The following is a 14,421-nucleotide window of genomic DNA, read 5'->3' on the forward strand; positions in this document are numbered from 1 at the left end:
CCACCTCTACCTGGCAGGTTTCATCATGGGCTTCTGGACTCGCCTCCTCGGCACCTCAGACGACGCCGGGCGTATCGACGCCCGCGCGGCGGGCACACCCGGGCCGCGCACGGGCCGCCGGATCCACTCGGGCTCCGGGGCCGATCCCGCGCTGAACTGCGACCCGCGGGAGGCCGCGCAGGCCCTGCACCTGGCACTGACCGCCGCGGAGGAGCTGGGTTTCACACCGGTGCGCGACATCCTCGTCGACGACATCGACTTCGCCTTCTACGGCGGCGCCGAGGGGTTCACCGCCGAACGGATCACGGCCCTGCTCCGTCTCGAGGACGAGGAGGGCCGGTCGCTGTTCCCCCGGGTGTTCACCTTCGAGTCGGAGTCCATCAACTCCAATGACGCCTACGCCCACCTGCTGCGGTGGATGGCGGAGGCCGCCGGCACCGGGGAACGCTTCGAGGAGGTGTACTGCGACCTGCACTTCGGCCCCTTCTTCGCGAACCACCCCACCGGGGAGCTGAGCTACCTGCGTGACGGGGAGAGGGTCGAGCACAGCATCGCCGTCGAGGGCGATTTCGCGGACCCGGACGTCATCCGCTCCCTGCTGAAGGACGCCACTCCCCCGGGGCACCGCTGGGTGGCCACGAATGACTTCAGCATCCACGCGTGGGTGCCCGAGGAACTCGCCGCCACGGTCGAGCGCGTCTTCGTGGCCGAGGACACCGCCGCGGGGAACCGGCTGGCCGCCACCCTCGACCAGCGGCGCCGCCACCCCGGCACGTCACCGCGGAGGGGATGACCCGCATGGGCCTCCGGAAGCAGGTCTTCCGCTCCGACGACACCTCACCCCGCGGGTCCGGGCGCTTCCCGGCACCCACGCGGTCCGCGCCTGTTCCCGTGTCCTCCGACCGGGAGCTGCTGCAGGAATGCCTGCGGATGCTGGCCGCCTACAATTTCCTCCCCCGCCGCGAGATCACCCGCGACGATCTGCTGAGCGTGCCCGTCACCGGCGTGGTCGAGTTCCGGCGCCGCCCGCTGACCACGCTGCTCATGCTGCGCGGGCGGTCCGGCGAGCTGTTGTTCCCGCACGTCTTCGTCGACGACGAGTGGGGACGCATCTCGGTTCTGGACATGAAGCACTTCATCCGCGAGGTCGCCGCCCGGGCGGGCACCGCCGACCAGCTGGGTGAGATCCACTTCAGGACCGACCCGGGCAGCGACAACACCGGCATCCTGCAGTACACCCTGAGAATGGAGGTGCGCGGCCACTCCTTCCGGATCGACCCGTACTTCGGTGACCGGGAGCTGGAGGCCGCGATCATTGAGGCGGTGGCCCCCGCCGGGCACCGGGTGGTCGACCTGCTGATGGGGCTGGGCCAGCAACCCGTGACGCTCTGGCTGCCGCAGGATGCCGACGACCACCTGGTCGAGAACATCCACGCCGAGAACCGGCACCGGCACTGGGGACGGGCCACCGGTTAGCGGAGAGTGGCACCTCCCCACCGTCGTTGAACTCACCCCTGTTAAGGGTGACGGGAGCGGTCGATATCGGAGGAAAAGACTTGCTGTGTCATCTTGAATGGATGAGAAAAATTGCCCGCATGATCACCGGGGCCGGCCTCGCACTCGCAGTTTCCTTCGCCGGCACCACCGTCGCCCACGCCCAGTCCTCCCTGTCCTCCGGTTCGAGCGCACTCGTCGACAGCGATGCGCGCCCGGAACAGCAGACAGCCGAGCAGAGGCTGCTCGAAACCGCCACGGGGGCGTACGCCGCCCGCGGATACACGCTCGATGAGGAAGCTGAGGAGCAGGCCGAGGCCGTGGTGGCGGCGGCCGTTGACGGGGAAGACCCGTTGGAGAGCTACCCCAGGCAAGAATATGACCCGGAATCGCGGACGCAGACCACCCTGGTCCGGATTCCACGGGACTACATGGAGCCCATGATCCGCCACGCCGAGGACACGTACCTGCAGGCGGTCATCCTCGGGACGTCGTATGAGGCAGACACGCGACTCGGGCTGGCAGTCGGTTCGGACGCGGAATACTACTACTATGCCGAGGTCCGCATGCCCCTGGCATAGCGCCCACGGGGCTGCGGACATGAAAAAAAGGGGCCACCAGGGCCCCTTATCCTGTGCGCCCTGACGGGCTCGAACCGCCGACCTATTGGGTGTAAACCAATTGCTCTTCCAGCTGAGCTAAAGGCGCAGAGCATCACACCGTCGAGGGTGATCAGCCCGTCCACGATACCACGGACGGGGACGCGGCCGGAAACCGCGCTTTCACCTCCGGCGGCGGACGCCCTACTTCTTGGTGTTGCCGCGCTGGACCAGGCAGGAGCCCTGCCACTGGCCGAGACGCTCGGCCGAGGTCTGCACCAGGCCGGCCAGCTGCGCGGACTCGTTGATGTCACCCGGAGCCACGGTGCCGGACCTGCCGGCGCCGGGGGTCAGCAGCCAGATGCGGCCGTTCTCGGCGAGCGGACGGATGCTGTCGACCAGTCCGTCGACGAGGTCACCGTCCTCGTCTCGCCACCACAGCAGGACGACGTCACAGAGTTCGTCAGTGTCTTCATCCAGGAGCTCTTCGCCGATGACGTCTTCGACGGCCTCGGAGATGGCGCTGTCACAGTCGCTGTCCCAGCCGACTTCCTGAACGATCATTCCCGGTTCAATACCGAGAAGTTGTACGTATTCCTGGGCAGTCTTATTGACGACGCCCGGAGCGTCCACCACTGTGTTGTTCCTCCTTGTCATAACCCCCGACCGTAACAGTCGGGGCAGTGAAATATCTTCTTCTTCGCAGGATACAAGGCGACGGCCCCTTTTTCCTGTTTTCCGCTGTCAGAACATCCCCCGCTTCCCGGGATCGGGACGCGTGACGACGCCCGCCCGCACCCCTCAAGCCCCGCACGCGCGGACGCATCCCTCCCGGGCAGGGGCCGGGCCACCCCCAACTCAGGTGGATCGCCCCGATCGCGTGGCGTCGCCGACGGCTACCCGGCGGGGGTGATTCCGGCCACGGCGGCCAACCCGGCACAGACGGAACCGACGATCCGGCCCGCGCCACCGACCGCCGCCCGGCAGCAAGGGCCGAAAAGTCCTTTCGACCGGCGAAGCACCCCCGCAACGGTCCCCGGGGCAGCCCGCCACCGACGCCGAATTATTTTCACCCCGCCGCATACCCCGCCCCACATCAACACCCGGCGTTAGCCGGAGCGGTCTTCTGCGTCAACACACCGCCCCCGGCGGTGCGGCCCCCTTCCCCCACCGGCGTGCTTTGGCCGGTCCCCTCTGTCTCCGCTGGCCCAAACCACGTATTGTGTCTACTGAAGTGCAGGCGTAGCAGGGTCACACCCCCGGTCCCGTCCCGTTCCACCTCACATGTGGGGCAGCACGCCACTGGCGCGCCTGCATTGCCTCTACAACACCATCACAGGAGGATTGGTATGGCTGAAAACCTCGACGCCACGGATAAGAAGGACGACTCCAACTTCCCGCTCATCCGTGACGGCGTCGCCTCGTACCTCAACGACTCGGATCCGGAGGAGACCCGCGAGTGGATGGACTCCCTCGACGGTCTTCTCTCCGAGACGTCGCCGGAGCGCGCCCGTTACCTGATGCTGCGTCTGCTGGAGCGTGCGACGGCCAAGCGAGTCCCGCTGCCGACCCTTACCTCCACCGACTTCGTCAACACCATCCCCACCACCATGGAGCCGGAGTTCCCGGGTGATGAGGAGATGGAGAAGCGTTACCGCCGCTGGATGCGCTGGAACGCCGCCATCATGGTGCACCGCGCCCAGCGCCCGGAGATCTCGGTCGGCGGCCACATCTCCACCTACGCGGGCGCCGCCCCGCTGTATGAGGTCGGTTTCAACCACTTCTTCCGGGGCAAGGACCACCCGGGCGGCGGTGACCACGTCTTCTTCCAGGGCCACGCCTCCCCGGGCATGTACGCCCGTGCCTACCTTGAGGGCCGGCTGAGCGAGGACGACCTCGACGGCTTCCGCCAGGAGGTCTCCCGCCCGCAGGGCGGGCTGCCCTCCTACCCGCACCCGCACGGGATGCCGCAGTTCTGGGAGTTCCCGACCGTGTCCATGGGTCTGGGCCCGATGAACGCGATCTACCAGGCGCGCTTCAATAAGTACCTGACCAACCGCGGCATCAAGGACACCTCCGAGCAGCACGTGTGGGCCTTCCTCGGCGACGGCGAGATGGACGAGCCGGAGTCGCGTGGTCTGCTGCAGCAGGCCGCCCTGTACAACCTGGACAACCTGACCTTCGTGGTCAACTGCAACCTGCAGCGTCTCGACGGCCCGGTCCGCGGCAACTCGCAGATCGTCCAGGAGCTGGAGTCCTTCTTCCGCGGCGCCGGCTGGAACGTCATCAAGGTCATCTGGGGCCGCGAGTGGGACGAGCTGCTGGAGAAGGACAAGGACGGCGCCCTCGTCCACATCATGAACACCACCCCGGACGGCGACTACCAGACCTTCAAGGCCAATGACGGCGCCTACGTCCGCGAGCACTTCTTCGGCCGCGACGAGCGCACCCTCAAGCTCGTCGAGGACATGACCGACGAGGAGATCTGGAACCTGCGCCGCGGTGGCCACGACTACCGCAAGGTCCACGCCGCCTACAAGCGCGCCGTGGAGACCAAGGACCGCCCGACCGCGATCCTGGCGCTGACCATCAAGGGCTACGGCCTGGGCCACAACTTCGAGGGCCGCAACGCCACCCACCAGATGAAGAAGCTGACCCTCGAGGACCTCAAGCTCTTCCGCGACAAGCAGGGCATCCCGATCTCCGACGAGGAGCTGGAGAAGGACCCCTACCTGCCGCCGTACTACCACCCCGGCGAGGACTCCGAGGAGATCAGGTACATGCTCGAGCGCCGCAAGGAGCTCGGTGGCTTCCTCCCGGAGCGCCGCGAGCAGTACACCCCGCTGGAGGTCCCGCCGATCGACAAGCTGCGCAGCGTGCGCAAGGGCTCGGGCAAGCAGGAGGTCGCCACCACCATGGCGCTCGTGCGCACCTTCAAGGAGCTCATGCGCGACAAGGAGCTGGGCAAGCGTATCGTCCCGATCATCCCGGACGAGGCCCGCACCTTCGGCATGGACTCCTGGTTCCCGACGCTGAAGATCTACAACCCGCACGGCCAGAACTACGTGCCGGTGGACCACGACCTGATGCTGTCCTACCGCGAGTCCACCGACGGCCAGATCCTGCACGAGGGCATCAACGAGGCCGGCTCCGTGGCGTCCTTCACCGCCGCCGCCACCTCGTACGCCACCCACGGCGAGCCGATGATCCCGCTGTACATCTTCTACTCGATGTTCGGCTTCCAGCGCACCGGCGACGGCATCTGGGCCGCCGCCGACCAGATGGCGCGTGGCTTCCTGATCGGCGCGACCGCCGGCCGCACCACCCTGACCGGTGAGGGCCTCCAGCACATGGACGGCCACTCCCCGATCCTGGCGTCCACGAACCCGGGCGTGGTCACCTATGACCCGGCCTTCTCCTACGAGGTCGCGCACCTCATCCGCGAGGGCATCGACCGCATGTACGGCCCCGACCGCGGCGAGAACGTCATCTACTACCTCACCGTGTACAACGAGCCGTCGCACCAGCCGGCCGAGCCGGAGGATCTCGACGTCGAGGGCCTCCACAAGGGCATCTACCTCTACTCCAAGGGCGAGGGCTCGGGCCACGAGGCCTCCATCCTGGCCTCCGGCATCGGCATGCAGGAGGCCCTGCGCGCCCAGGAGATCCTGAGCGAGGACTACGGCGTGGCCGCCAACATCTTCTCCGTGACCTCCTGGGTCGAGCTGGCCCGCGACGGCGCGGCGAAGAACCAGGAGCAGCTGCGCCACCCGGATCAGGAAACCGAGGAGCCCTTCGCCACGAAGCAGCTCAAGCAGGCCGGCTCCGGCCCGTACGTGGCGGTCTCCGACTTCGCCACGGACCTGCAGGAGCAGATCCGCGCCTACGTCCCGGGCCAGTACCTCGTCCTGGGCACCGACGGCTTCGGTTTCTCCGACACCCGTCCGGCCGCCCGCCGCCACTTCAACACCGACGCCGAGTCCATCGTCGTCGCCGTGCTGATGGGCCTGGCCCGCGAGGACAAGATCGACCTGTCGGTCGCCGCGCAGGCCGCCGAGAAGTACAACCTGGACGACCCGACCAAGGCCTAAGGTTTGTCCGTTCCCGCTGAAGCCCCCTGCCCCGCGGCAGGGGGTTCTTACGTTGCTTGCCGACGCCCGCGGCAGGCTCAACACCGCACGTGCCCGGCGCGGACCCACTACCCTCGGTGCCATGAGCCAGATGCAGTTCAACGAGGACCGCGAGCGCGCCCAGGAGGCCTTGACCAGGGCGGTCGGCGAGGGCCGCCTCGACCTCGGTGAGTTCACCGACCTGGTGGGCGTGGTCTGGGCCACCGACGACAAGACCACCCTCGACCGCATCATCGCCGAGGCCACCCCGCAGGCCCCGCCACCGGCCACGCAACACCTGGCCGGCACGCCCGCCGCCACCCCCTTCGCCCCGCATCCGGTCGTCCCCGAGGCCAGCCAGCAGCTGTCCTCCTTCCTGGGCGATGTGACCCGCAAGGGCGAATGGCTCGTGCCCGAGCGGCTGAGCGTGCGCGCCATCCTCGGCGACACCTACCTCGATCTGCGCCGGGCCACCGCCGCCAGCCCGGTGGTCACCCTCCACCTGGACACCTTTCTCGGGGACATCCGCATCGTCGTCCCGCCGGGGGTGTACGTGGACGTGCAGGTCAACAGCATCCTCGGGGACAGCAAGGTGGATACCTCTGAAGCACTGCCCGGTGCGCCGCGGGTGGTGCTCACCGGCACCTGCATCCTGGGTGACGTCAAGGTCACCACCAAGGAAGTGGACGACAAGCCCTCCTTCTGGTGGCGCTGGCTCTGATCAGCGCCCGAGAGCGCAGGGGCGTTTTCCGGAGAGGTGTATTTTCCTGCCATACTTGACACGTCACTAATTTCTGGCCTGGATCTTTCCGAACCCGCCCGTGAGAAAATACACCTCCTCCCCGCCCCACCACCCCGCGGAGCCGCAGTTCCCCGCGCCACAGCCGGCGAGTACCCTCGGAGGCATCAATGACAGAACGAGGGTCCACCCATCCGGCCTCCGCGAGGACGCGTCCGAGGGGTGGACCATGACCGTCCCGGCGAAGAAGCAGGAGTAAGGACCCGCCCCGTGAACGACGACAACCGCCCCGGCAAGCCCCGGGACGAGGACCGCGAGCAGCTCCAGGCCGACCTGACCCGCCTCGTGGGCACCGGTCGGCTGCAGTTCGCCGAGTTCGACGAGCTCATGGACATCATCTGGTCCACCGATGACAAGACGGTCCTCGACCGCATCCGCGCCCGCTACCTGACCTACCAGAGCCCGGAAGCCCCGCAGTATCCGCCCCAGCAGCCGGGTTACCCGCCGGCCCAGTACCAGCAGCCGGGTTACCCGCCGTACCAGGGTCATCCTCAGCAACCCGGCCAGCCCCAGCCGCCGGCGCACTACGGCCAGCCCCAGCCGATGGCCCAGCCGGGAGCGCAGCACTTCCCGCAGCCGGTCGCACCGCCCAATCAGCCGGTGACCTCGAATATGGGCGCCATCCGCCGCAGCGGTGAGTGGACCGTGCCCGCCCACTCGACGTTCAAGCTCAACGCCGCTTCCCTGCACCTGGATCTGCGGCAGGCGCACGCCGCCGCCCCGGTGGTCACCTTCGACATCAACGCCAATTTCTCCACCATCCAGGTCATCGTCCCGCCGGGTGTGCACGTGGACAACCGGATGAAGGAGTCCTGGTCGTCCTCCGACATCCAGGTCACCGCCCCCGCCCCCGGTGCCCCGCGCGTCATCCTCACCGGCTCTGCCCGCGGTTCGGAGATCAAGGTGGAGACGAAGCAGCTCACCGAACGTGGCGCCGTCTGGCGCAAACTCTTGGGCGGGGGCTGGTAGCGCTTACCGACGCCCGCGTGGAGTGCGGTAGGGCGGATGCACGAAGCCCGCTCCAGATTCACGGAGCGGGCTTATCAACGTTCGGAGAGGTTAAACCCCTGCTACGGCAGCAGCGAGGCGATCGTACCGAGCTGCGGGACAGCGAAGGCCAGGAGTCCGCCGAGGGCAGCGATAATCGCGGCGAAGATGCCGAAGACCGGCAGAGCGGAGGAGCCCTCCTCCTTCTCTTCATCGGCAGGCTTGGTCGTCTTGGTCGGCTCGGCTGTCTCAGTCACCGTCGGAGTCACCGTGACAATGGTGGGCTCAGCCGTTTCCGTCACCGTTTCACCGGGCTCGGTCACGGTAGTCGGGGCTGCAGTCTCGGTGATGACCGACGGCTCAGCGGTGACGGTTACCGGCTCCGGGGTCTCCGTGATCGTCGACGGCTCAGCAGTCTCCGTCACTGTGGGAGTCGCAGTCTCGGTAATGGGCTCTGCAGTCGCAGTGACGGTTCCACCAGGCTTGGTCACGGTAGTAGGAGCTGCGGTAACAGTAACCGGATCGGGAGTCTCGGTAACCGTGGTCGGCTCGGCTGTCTCAGTGATCGGCGTTGGCTCAACCACAATCGTTTCGGGAGCCACGGTTGTGGTGACCGCTTCCGGTGTCTCCGTGACGATGACGGGAGACGCTGTAACAGTCACGGTCGGCGAAGTGACCGGCGGAGTAAGCTCCTCCGAAACCCCTGCCGCACAGTCTTCGACTGCAGATCTAATCGCTGCTTGGCTGTAGAAATCAGTGAGGCGGTCTTCCGCCTCCTGCACCTGATACCCGTACGGGGCGATAATCGGCTTCAGCGCATCGCTGTACCCGAAGGGAACTCCCGTGAGGTTGCTGCTCACAAACTCCGCATCGCTCCAAGCGTCGAGGATCGAGGACGAAGTCTCCGACGAAGACCAGTCAGCACCAACGTTGATGATCGGTGCTGTCCCGAACGGGTAGTCGGCCATATCAGCCTTCGACCAATCTGCGAGAATCTCGATGTTCACTGGGAAGCCGTCGTCGACATAGCTCTGGTACTCGTTCTCGAGATCGGAATTAGTGAAGGCAAAGAAGTCGGCCTCAAGCCGTGAAAATCCCTTCGAAACCAAAGCGTCATGGATGGACAGAGTTCCATAAACCCGAGCCCAATCCGGGTTCTCAATCCACATTTGGTCGATCTCAGCGAACTCATCGCTCAGCTCAGGAAACTGAGCCCGGAGCTCGTTCTCAAGCTCCTTGTGCTTCTCAATCAGGGTGGCAAAGTACTCCTTTGAAAACTCCGTTTCAGCATCACTCAGTGTCGCAACACAAATATCCCGGCCATTGCGCTGCTCCACGTGAAGTTCGACTGCGCTGGCTGTCGGAACCACCGCCACGGCAGTCCCCAACAACGCGGCCGAGGCCAGCCCGGCCACAAACTTCGACTTAGACATACAGATCCTCAATACAGGCCCCGGAAACTGGGGCGAACCAATACAGAAAGCGTCGAAAATGCATACAGGATTTTCGCAGCAATGTATTAGTAAACACCCATCGAAGCCGGGGAACCTAAGCGATCCAAGTAGCCTTTCCCCCGCCTCACCCCTTATTACTGCAATTGGCGTTCTGACTACCTTCTACAGACGCCAACCGCGGCCACCAACCGGTCGATCGCCGCGTTGACGATCTCCGGTTCCTCCAGCGGCAGCATGTGCCCGGCGGCCTCACCGACCTGCAGCCAGGCCTCAGGCCACGCCTTCTTCAGCCGCTCGAAGTGGTTTTCCGGGGACACGTCGTCGAGCTCACCGAGGAGCACGTAGCCAGGGATCCCCGCCAGCTTCTCCCCCGCCGCCAGCTCGTCGTGGTCGCGCAGATCATCGAAGAAACCCAGGTAGCTCTCCAGCGGGGTCTCGTGGAACATCTGCGCGTGGAACTCGAGGATCGCGTAGTCGGTGGGCCGGCGGTAGATGGCCACGGCCAGGCCCGGCGCGAGGTTCCGGGTGACTACCCGGCGCAGCCGCTCGGCCAGGTCCGGCGCTGCCTCGGCCACCCCGTGGGCCTGCGAGGCCAGGGAGGTGCCGAGCAGCTGCGGGATGCCGTGATCGGCGAACGGATCGAAGGACGAGCTCACGATGACCAGGCCCGCGATCCGTTCGTGCAGGTTCGGCGGGCACCGCCGCAGCAGGTTGAAGATCACCGGCCCGCCCAGGGAGTGCCCCACCAGGATGAGCCGGCCGGACGGCACCCGCTCGGCCAGTACCGCGTGCAGATCGTCCGCCACCCCGGTCACCGTGCACCGTTCCGGCGGGACGGTGTCGCTGCGGCCGTGGCCGCGGAAATCCAGTAGCACGCCGCGCACCCCGGGATGTCGTTCCCGCAGGTGCTCCACCTGCTGGAAGAAGGATTTGGCGGCGAGTCCGAAGCCGTGGACGAACACCACCGTCAGATCCGCGTCCTGCGGTCCGACCTCGTAGTACCTCAAACGGAGCCCATCGGATTCGACGATCCCCTCACGATCCAGATTCCGTAGTCCTGGTTCGCGTCCATCGAGGCCGAACTGTCCGCGCTGGCGGGCGAGTTTCCGCCGCGCGGGCGAGACCAGCCCCAGCCAGTACCTGCGGAGGGCACGCGGCACAGAGGAGACGTCGAACTGCATGGGTCAAGATTACCGGGGAAGCCCGGTTCACCCGGTACCCGTGGGCTCCTCTCCGCCGCGGGCACCCGTCCCCGCTAAACTGGCCGGCATGAGTACCCCCGTCTCCCATGCCGAGCACCTGCCCCAGCTGGCCCAGATCATCGAGGAGGCCTCCGGCATCGAGTCCGAGGCGATTGTGCCCGAGGCCAAGATCAGCGAACTGGGCATCGACTCGCTCTCGCTCATCGAGATCGCCGTGCGCACCGAGGACACCTTCGGTGTGCGCCTGGATGACTCGACCGTGCTGGGTTTCACCACCGTCGGCGAGATGCTGGACTACATCGTCACCCACGAGGACAAGTAGATACGCCATTCCAGTAGTAGATATCCCCGGAGGCTACCTGCTCCCGAGCCGATCGAAGCAATTGCCGGGCAGCCGAGGCACACATCCGCTTCGCCCCATGGGACGGCCCGCTGAGAGGGTGACAGACGTGGCATCTACTCGATCTGGTCCCGCTCCTCGTTGCGGACGGTGCGGATCAACTTCCCGAGATACTGGAAGGCGGGTGGGGCGAGAAATGCCGCTGACAGCGCCACATTCTCGCTCAGCAGGTAGGAAATTAATGCCGCTGCCACGAAAACAACCGTGAGCACGAAGCTCATCCACTGCCCGCGGTGGACCGCGCTGACATCTCCGTCAACCAGCCTTCTCTTCTCATAGTTGGATGCCGCGACGCTCTCCTCAGACATCCTGAAAGCTCGTTCGGCAAAGGATGGATCCACCTGTTTGAAGTCGTCAAGGGTCTGGGGTGACGGAGTCGGGCCAGACCAGAACTCGGCGAACAGATGTCGCAGCTCGCCGCGGGTCACCGGCTCGGCGTCTAGGACTTCTGATTCAGCGTCTTCATGGCCTTGTCGAGCTCGTTGAAAGTCGCGGTCCAACCTTTGTAAATGGTTGCCCTCGGATTGTTCTGGAGCATGCGCTGTTTCGTCCGGAGCGGACGCGGATTGGTCTCCATGAGATCGACTCCCCTCATCCTGGCGCGGCGATTCGCTCCGCGAGCTGGCGTCTTCATCGCTCATGCACCTTCCTCCCGATTAACGCAGTCTCTATGTCGATGGACAAATAATTCTACCCCATTATTGCGCTTGATCATGCCCGAAGATCCGCTTTCCGTCCCTTCAATGCCCCAAGCCCCAGAGGGGCCGCATGTCGTTAAAGTCTCACCCTTTCGAAGCTGAAGACGGGAGAACTTGCATCTGCGCAAAGAACTGAAGTCGCCACCACATAGCTGTTGGGTACCGGCGCTGTCACGACTCAGCTCAAACCGAAAACCTGTCATACTCCGTTTGACCGCCGGACGGCCCGCGAAGTTCCGGAAACAACGGAAACCCGCCCCGCCCGCGGGCGCGCCCGCGGATAAGTGAGCACAATGGCAGGCATGACAGCGAGCATTTCGTACCTGACCGACATGGACGGCGTCCTCATCAAGGAGGGCGAGATGATCCCCGGGGCCGACCGCTTCATCCACGCACTGCGTGAGAACGACATCGAGTTCATGGTGCTGACCAACAACTCGATCCACACCCCGCGTGACCTGTCCGCCCGCCTGGCCTCCTCGGGTCTCGACATCCCGGCCGACCGGATCTGGACCTCGGCGACCGCCACCGCCCACTTCCTGGCCCGTCAGGAGAAGGAGGGCACCGCCTACGTCGTCGGCGAGTCCGGCCTGACCACCGCGCTGCACGCGGCCGGCTGGATCCTCACCGACACGAATCCCGAGTTCGTGGTGCTCGGCGAGACCCGCACCTACTCCTTTGAGGCGATCACCACCGCGATCAACCTCATCGCGCGCGGGGCACGGTTCATCTGCACCAACCCGGACGTCACCGGCCCCGCCCCGCAGGGCATCCTGCCGGCCACCGGCGCCGTCGCCGCCCTGATCACCGCGGCCACGGGCAAGACCCCCTATTTCATCGGCAAACCCAACCCGGTGATGATGCGCTCGGCGCTGAACACCATCGGCGCCCACTCCGAGCGCGCCGTGATGATCGGCGACCGCATGGACACCGACATCAAGACCGGCCTCGAGGCCGGCATGCGCACCATTCTCGTGCGCACCGGCATCGCGGATGACTCCGAGATCGCCAGGTACCCCTTCCGCCCCATCCGCACCGTCGATTCGATCGCCGACGTCGCGGAGAACATCCTCGATCCCTTCGGCGACGGCTACTACCTCGAGAGCGAGTAGACGCTTATCGACGCCCGCGTGGGTCTGCGGTGGGCGTCGGCTTCAGCGCCGGGTACCGCCGGTAGATCACTTCCCTGGTCCGGCGGATGCTCTCCCGGCGCAACCGGCTGAGGTACTCGGATTCCGGGGCCCGCCGACCGGTACGCGCGTTCTCCTCGGTCCGGGCGTGCCACTGTTCGTCCGGAGACGAGTGAGAGCGGTCTCGGCTGACTCGTCCGATTCTGCGCACTTTGGGGCTGATGGTCCGACCGTCTTTCCCGCTAGTGATGCTTGCCATCGCGATCGCCTCCTTCTTCCCTCAACTCTACCTCGCCATATTCGCTTTGCTCCTGGAGAAACTCGAGGACAGCCCGCGCCATCAGCTCATCATTGGTGGACTCGAGTGCGGCATCAACGATGGCGGGAAGTGTGGCCCATCCGACACCCTGATCAGCTTCCGAGGCGCTGAGTATCTTGTCCATCGACCATTGAAAACGATTCCACCAGGCATTTCTCTGGTCCGACTTCCACTTCTGGATCAGGCTCGCGATACCGACCCCACCGCCGACGATGGCCACCAGGAGGGTGACGATCCGGATGATCAGATCGGCGAGTTCCATGTTCCCTCCCGCGCGGCATGCCTCGCGTCCGCTTGCCTGAGAATCCCCCGGCACGCAGTGGGATCGCACCGCTGATAAACGTCTTCGTGCCAGAGGCTGATCGATTCGGCGGCGAGATCTCCCGTAATTCCCTGCCGATCCCGGTATCTCCACCGCGGGAGGCGGGCAATTCCCCTGTGTTCCCCTGGACCTGTCTTCATACATCGCAGATTAGACGGCTCCTCGGACACAGCACCTGGCCCTCACAACGGGCAGCACAACATCGCGGTTCGAGAGTGTTTCCCCTCCGAACCGCGCACGTTCCTCCCGGAGCTTCCAGGCGACCTGCCCGGAGCACTCAGCCCCCTCCCCCGTTAGTATCCCCGGCTGGCGGCGGCACTTTCCGGCCGACATCGTTCAACCGAGGTGGAGGACTCCTCCACCTCATCTTCTCGGGCTCCTCCCCGAGAGCCCGTGCCGGAACGGGAGCCTCAGTCCACGATCCGCAGGTCCCCCGAGAAGCAGTACTCGTCCGCGAGCCCCTCGACGACGATCCGCAGACGGTCCAGTTCCGCGGCGGAACCGGTCAGCACCTGGCGGCATTCCAGGAGAACGCCGTCCTCCCGCGCACGCTCGGCCGGCCGGTCGCGCCACCAGGAGGTGAACCACGACGCGGTGAACGGATCTTCCGTGGGGGCCGACAGCTCGGGCTCGGAGGGGACGCAGACCACCATGGCGGTCTCGATGCGCGGACGCAGGGTCTTCGGCATCCCGGAAACCGTCAGCACGGCGGTACGGGTGACGTCGGAGCGGTCATCGGCAACAAGAGCGAAGTCGAGGTCGAGGTCGAGCGGGGTCGCGTCGGGGCTCTCCCACGGATCGAGCCGTGCCGAAGAATCGGCGGCGCTCAACCAACGTGCGAGAGATGGTGCAATGGTCGTCATGTCGGTGTTCCTTCGGCAGCATGAACACCAATGCCCTCAAAGGCT

At 65.7% G+C, this 14,421-nt stretch carries 14 protein-coding genes and 1 tRNA gene; 8 read left to right on the forward strand and 7 right to left on the reverse strand.

All coding sequences use genetic code 11. The features are described from left to right. Positions 1-25: 25 nt before the first annotated feature. The 3 genes from A605_RS10125 (at position 26) to A605_RS10135 (ending at position 2,075) form a co-directional block, all read left to right on the forward strand. A complete protein-coding gene (locus A605_RS10125; RefSeq protein WP_015401421.1) occupies positions 26-793 on the forward strand; it encodes a hypothetical protein in 768 nt (255 codons plus the stop codon). 5 nt (positions 794-798) lie between these two features. Next, positions 799-1,476, forward strand: coding sequence for a hypothetical protein (locus A605_RS10130; protein WP_149029418.1), 678 nt, complete (start codon positions 799-801; stop codon positions 1,474-1,476). 101 nt (positions 1,477-1,577) lie between these two features. Beyond that, complete coding sequence (locus A605_RS10135; protein WP_027004515.1) at positions 1,578-2,075, forward strand: hypothetical protein; 498 nt, start codon at positions 1,578-1,580, stop codon at positions 2,073-2,075. Positions 2,076-2,129: 54 nt separating this feature from the next. Here A605_RS10135 and A605_RS10140 read toward each other — a convergent pair. Both A605_RS10140 and A605_RS10145 read right to left on the reverse strand, forming a co-directional pair. Continuing rightward, positions 2,130-2,202, reverse strand: a tRNA-Val gene (locus tag A605_RS10140). Positions 2,203-2,297: 95 nt separating this feature from the next. Continuing rightward, positions 2,298-2,729 carry a DUF3052 domain-containing protein gene (locus A605_RS10145; RefSeq protein ID WP_027004514.1) on the reverse strand — a complete coding sequence of 144 codons (432 nt, stop codon included), beginning with the start codon at positions 2,727-2,729 and terminating at the stop codon, positions 2,298-2,300. A 713-nt stretch (positions 2,730-3,442) separates the two neighbouring features. Between A605_RS10145 and aceE the strand changes: the two genes are divergently transcribed. The 3 genes from aceE to A605_RS15860 all read left to right on the forward strand — a co-directional run bounded on the left by aceE (position 3,443) and on the right by A605_RS15860 (position 7,970). Next, positions 3,443-6,184: a pyruvate dehydrogenase (acetyl-transferring), homodimeric type gene (aceE, locus tag A605_RS10150; RefSeq protein ID WP_015401425.1), complete on the forward strand. Its 2,742-nt coding sequence runs from the start codon at positions 3,443-3,445 to the stop codon at positions 6,182-6,184. 121 nt (positions 6,185-6,305) lie between these two features. Next, positions 6,306-6,923: a DUF1707 SHOCT-like domain-containing protein gene (locus A605_RS14825; RefSeq protein ID WP_081602120.1), complete on the forward strand. Its 618-nt coding sequence runs from the start codon at positions 6,306-6,308 to the stop codon at positions 6,921-6,923. Between the two features lie 288 nt (positions 6,924-7,211). Then, entirely contained in the window at positions 7,212-7,970 is a 759-nt protein-coding gene (locus A605_RS15860) for a DUF1707 domain-containing protein (protein WP_015401427.1), read from the forward strand. 101 nt (positions 7,971-8,071) lie between these two features. Here A605_RS15860 and A605_RS10165 read toward each other — a convergent pair whose 3' ends face one another. Further along, on the reverse strand, positions 8,072-9,421 hold the full coding sequence (locus tag A605_RS10165; RefSeq protein WP_015401428.1) for a hypothetical protein: 1,350 nt from the start codon (positions 9,419-9,421) through the stop codon (positions 8,072-8,074). Positions 9,422-9,597: 176 nt separating this feature from the next. Then, positions 9,598-10,623 carry an alpha/beta fold hydrolase gene (locus tag A605_RS10170; protein WP_015401429.1) on the reverse strand — a complete coding sequence of 342 codons (1,026 nt, stop codon included), beginning with the start codon at positions 10,621-10,623 and terminating at the stop codon, positions 9,598-9,600. A gap of 88 nt (positions 10,624-10,711) precedes the next feature. Here A605_RS10170 and A605_RS10175 point away from each other — a divergent pair, with 88 nt between their 5' ends. Continuing rightward, positions 10,712-10,966 (forward strand): acyl carrier protein, encoded by a 255-nt coding sequence (locus tag A605_RS10175; protein WP_015401430.1) that lies wholly within the window; start codon positions 10,712-10,714, stop codon positions 10,964-10,966. Positions 10,967-11,100: 134 nt separating this feature from the next. Here the strand turns inward: A605_RS10175 and A605_RS15330 are convergent, their stop codons facing one another. Continuing rightward, positions 11,101-11,685 (reverse strand): hypothetical protein, encoded by a 585-nt coding sequence (locus tag A605_RS15330; RefSeq protein WP_149029419.1) that lies wholly within the window; start codon positions 11,683-11,685, stop codon positions 11,101-11,103. A 359-nt stretch (positions 11,686-12,044) separates the two neighbouring features. On the opposite strand from A605_RS15330, the gene A605_RS10185 reads away from it, so the two are divergent. Next, positions 12,045-12,854: an HAD-IIA family hydrolase gene (locus tag A605_RS10185; protein ID WP_015401432.1), complete on the forward strand. Its 810-nt coding sequence runs from the start codon at positions 12,045-12,047 to the stop codon at positions 12,852-12,854. A gap of 260 nt (positions 12,855-13,114) precedes the next feature. On the opposite strand, the gene A605_RS10190 is transcribed toward A605_RS10185, so the two are convergent. After that, positions 13,115-13,453 (reverse strand): hypothetical protein, encoded by a 339-nt coding sequence (locus A605_RS10190; protein WP_015401433.1) that lies wholly within the window; start codon positions 13,451-13,453, stop codon positions 13,115-13,117. Positions 13,454-13,923: 470 nt separating this feature from the next. Then, complete coding sequence (locus tag A605_RS10195; RefSeq protein WP_015401434.1) at positions 13,924-14,376, reverse strand: hypothetical protein; 453 nt, start codon at positions 14,374-14,376, stop codon at positions 13,924-13,926. Between the last annotated feature and the right edge of the window lie 45 nt (positions 14,377-14,421).

Origin of the sequence: Corynebacterium halotolerans YIM 70093 = DSM 44683 (genome assembly GCF_000341345.1) — a bacterium.
In the GTDB taxonomy this organism is placed as follows: Bacteria; Actinomycetota; Actinomycetes; order Mycobacteriales; family Mycobacteriaceae; genus Corynebacterium; species Corynebacterium halotolerans.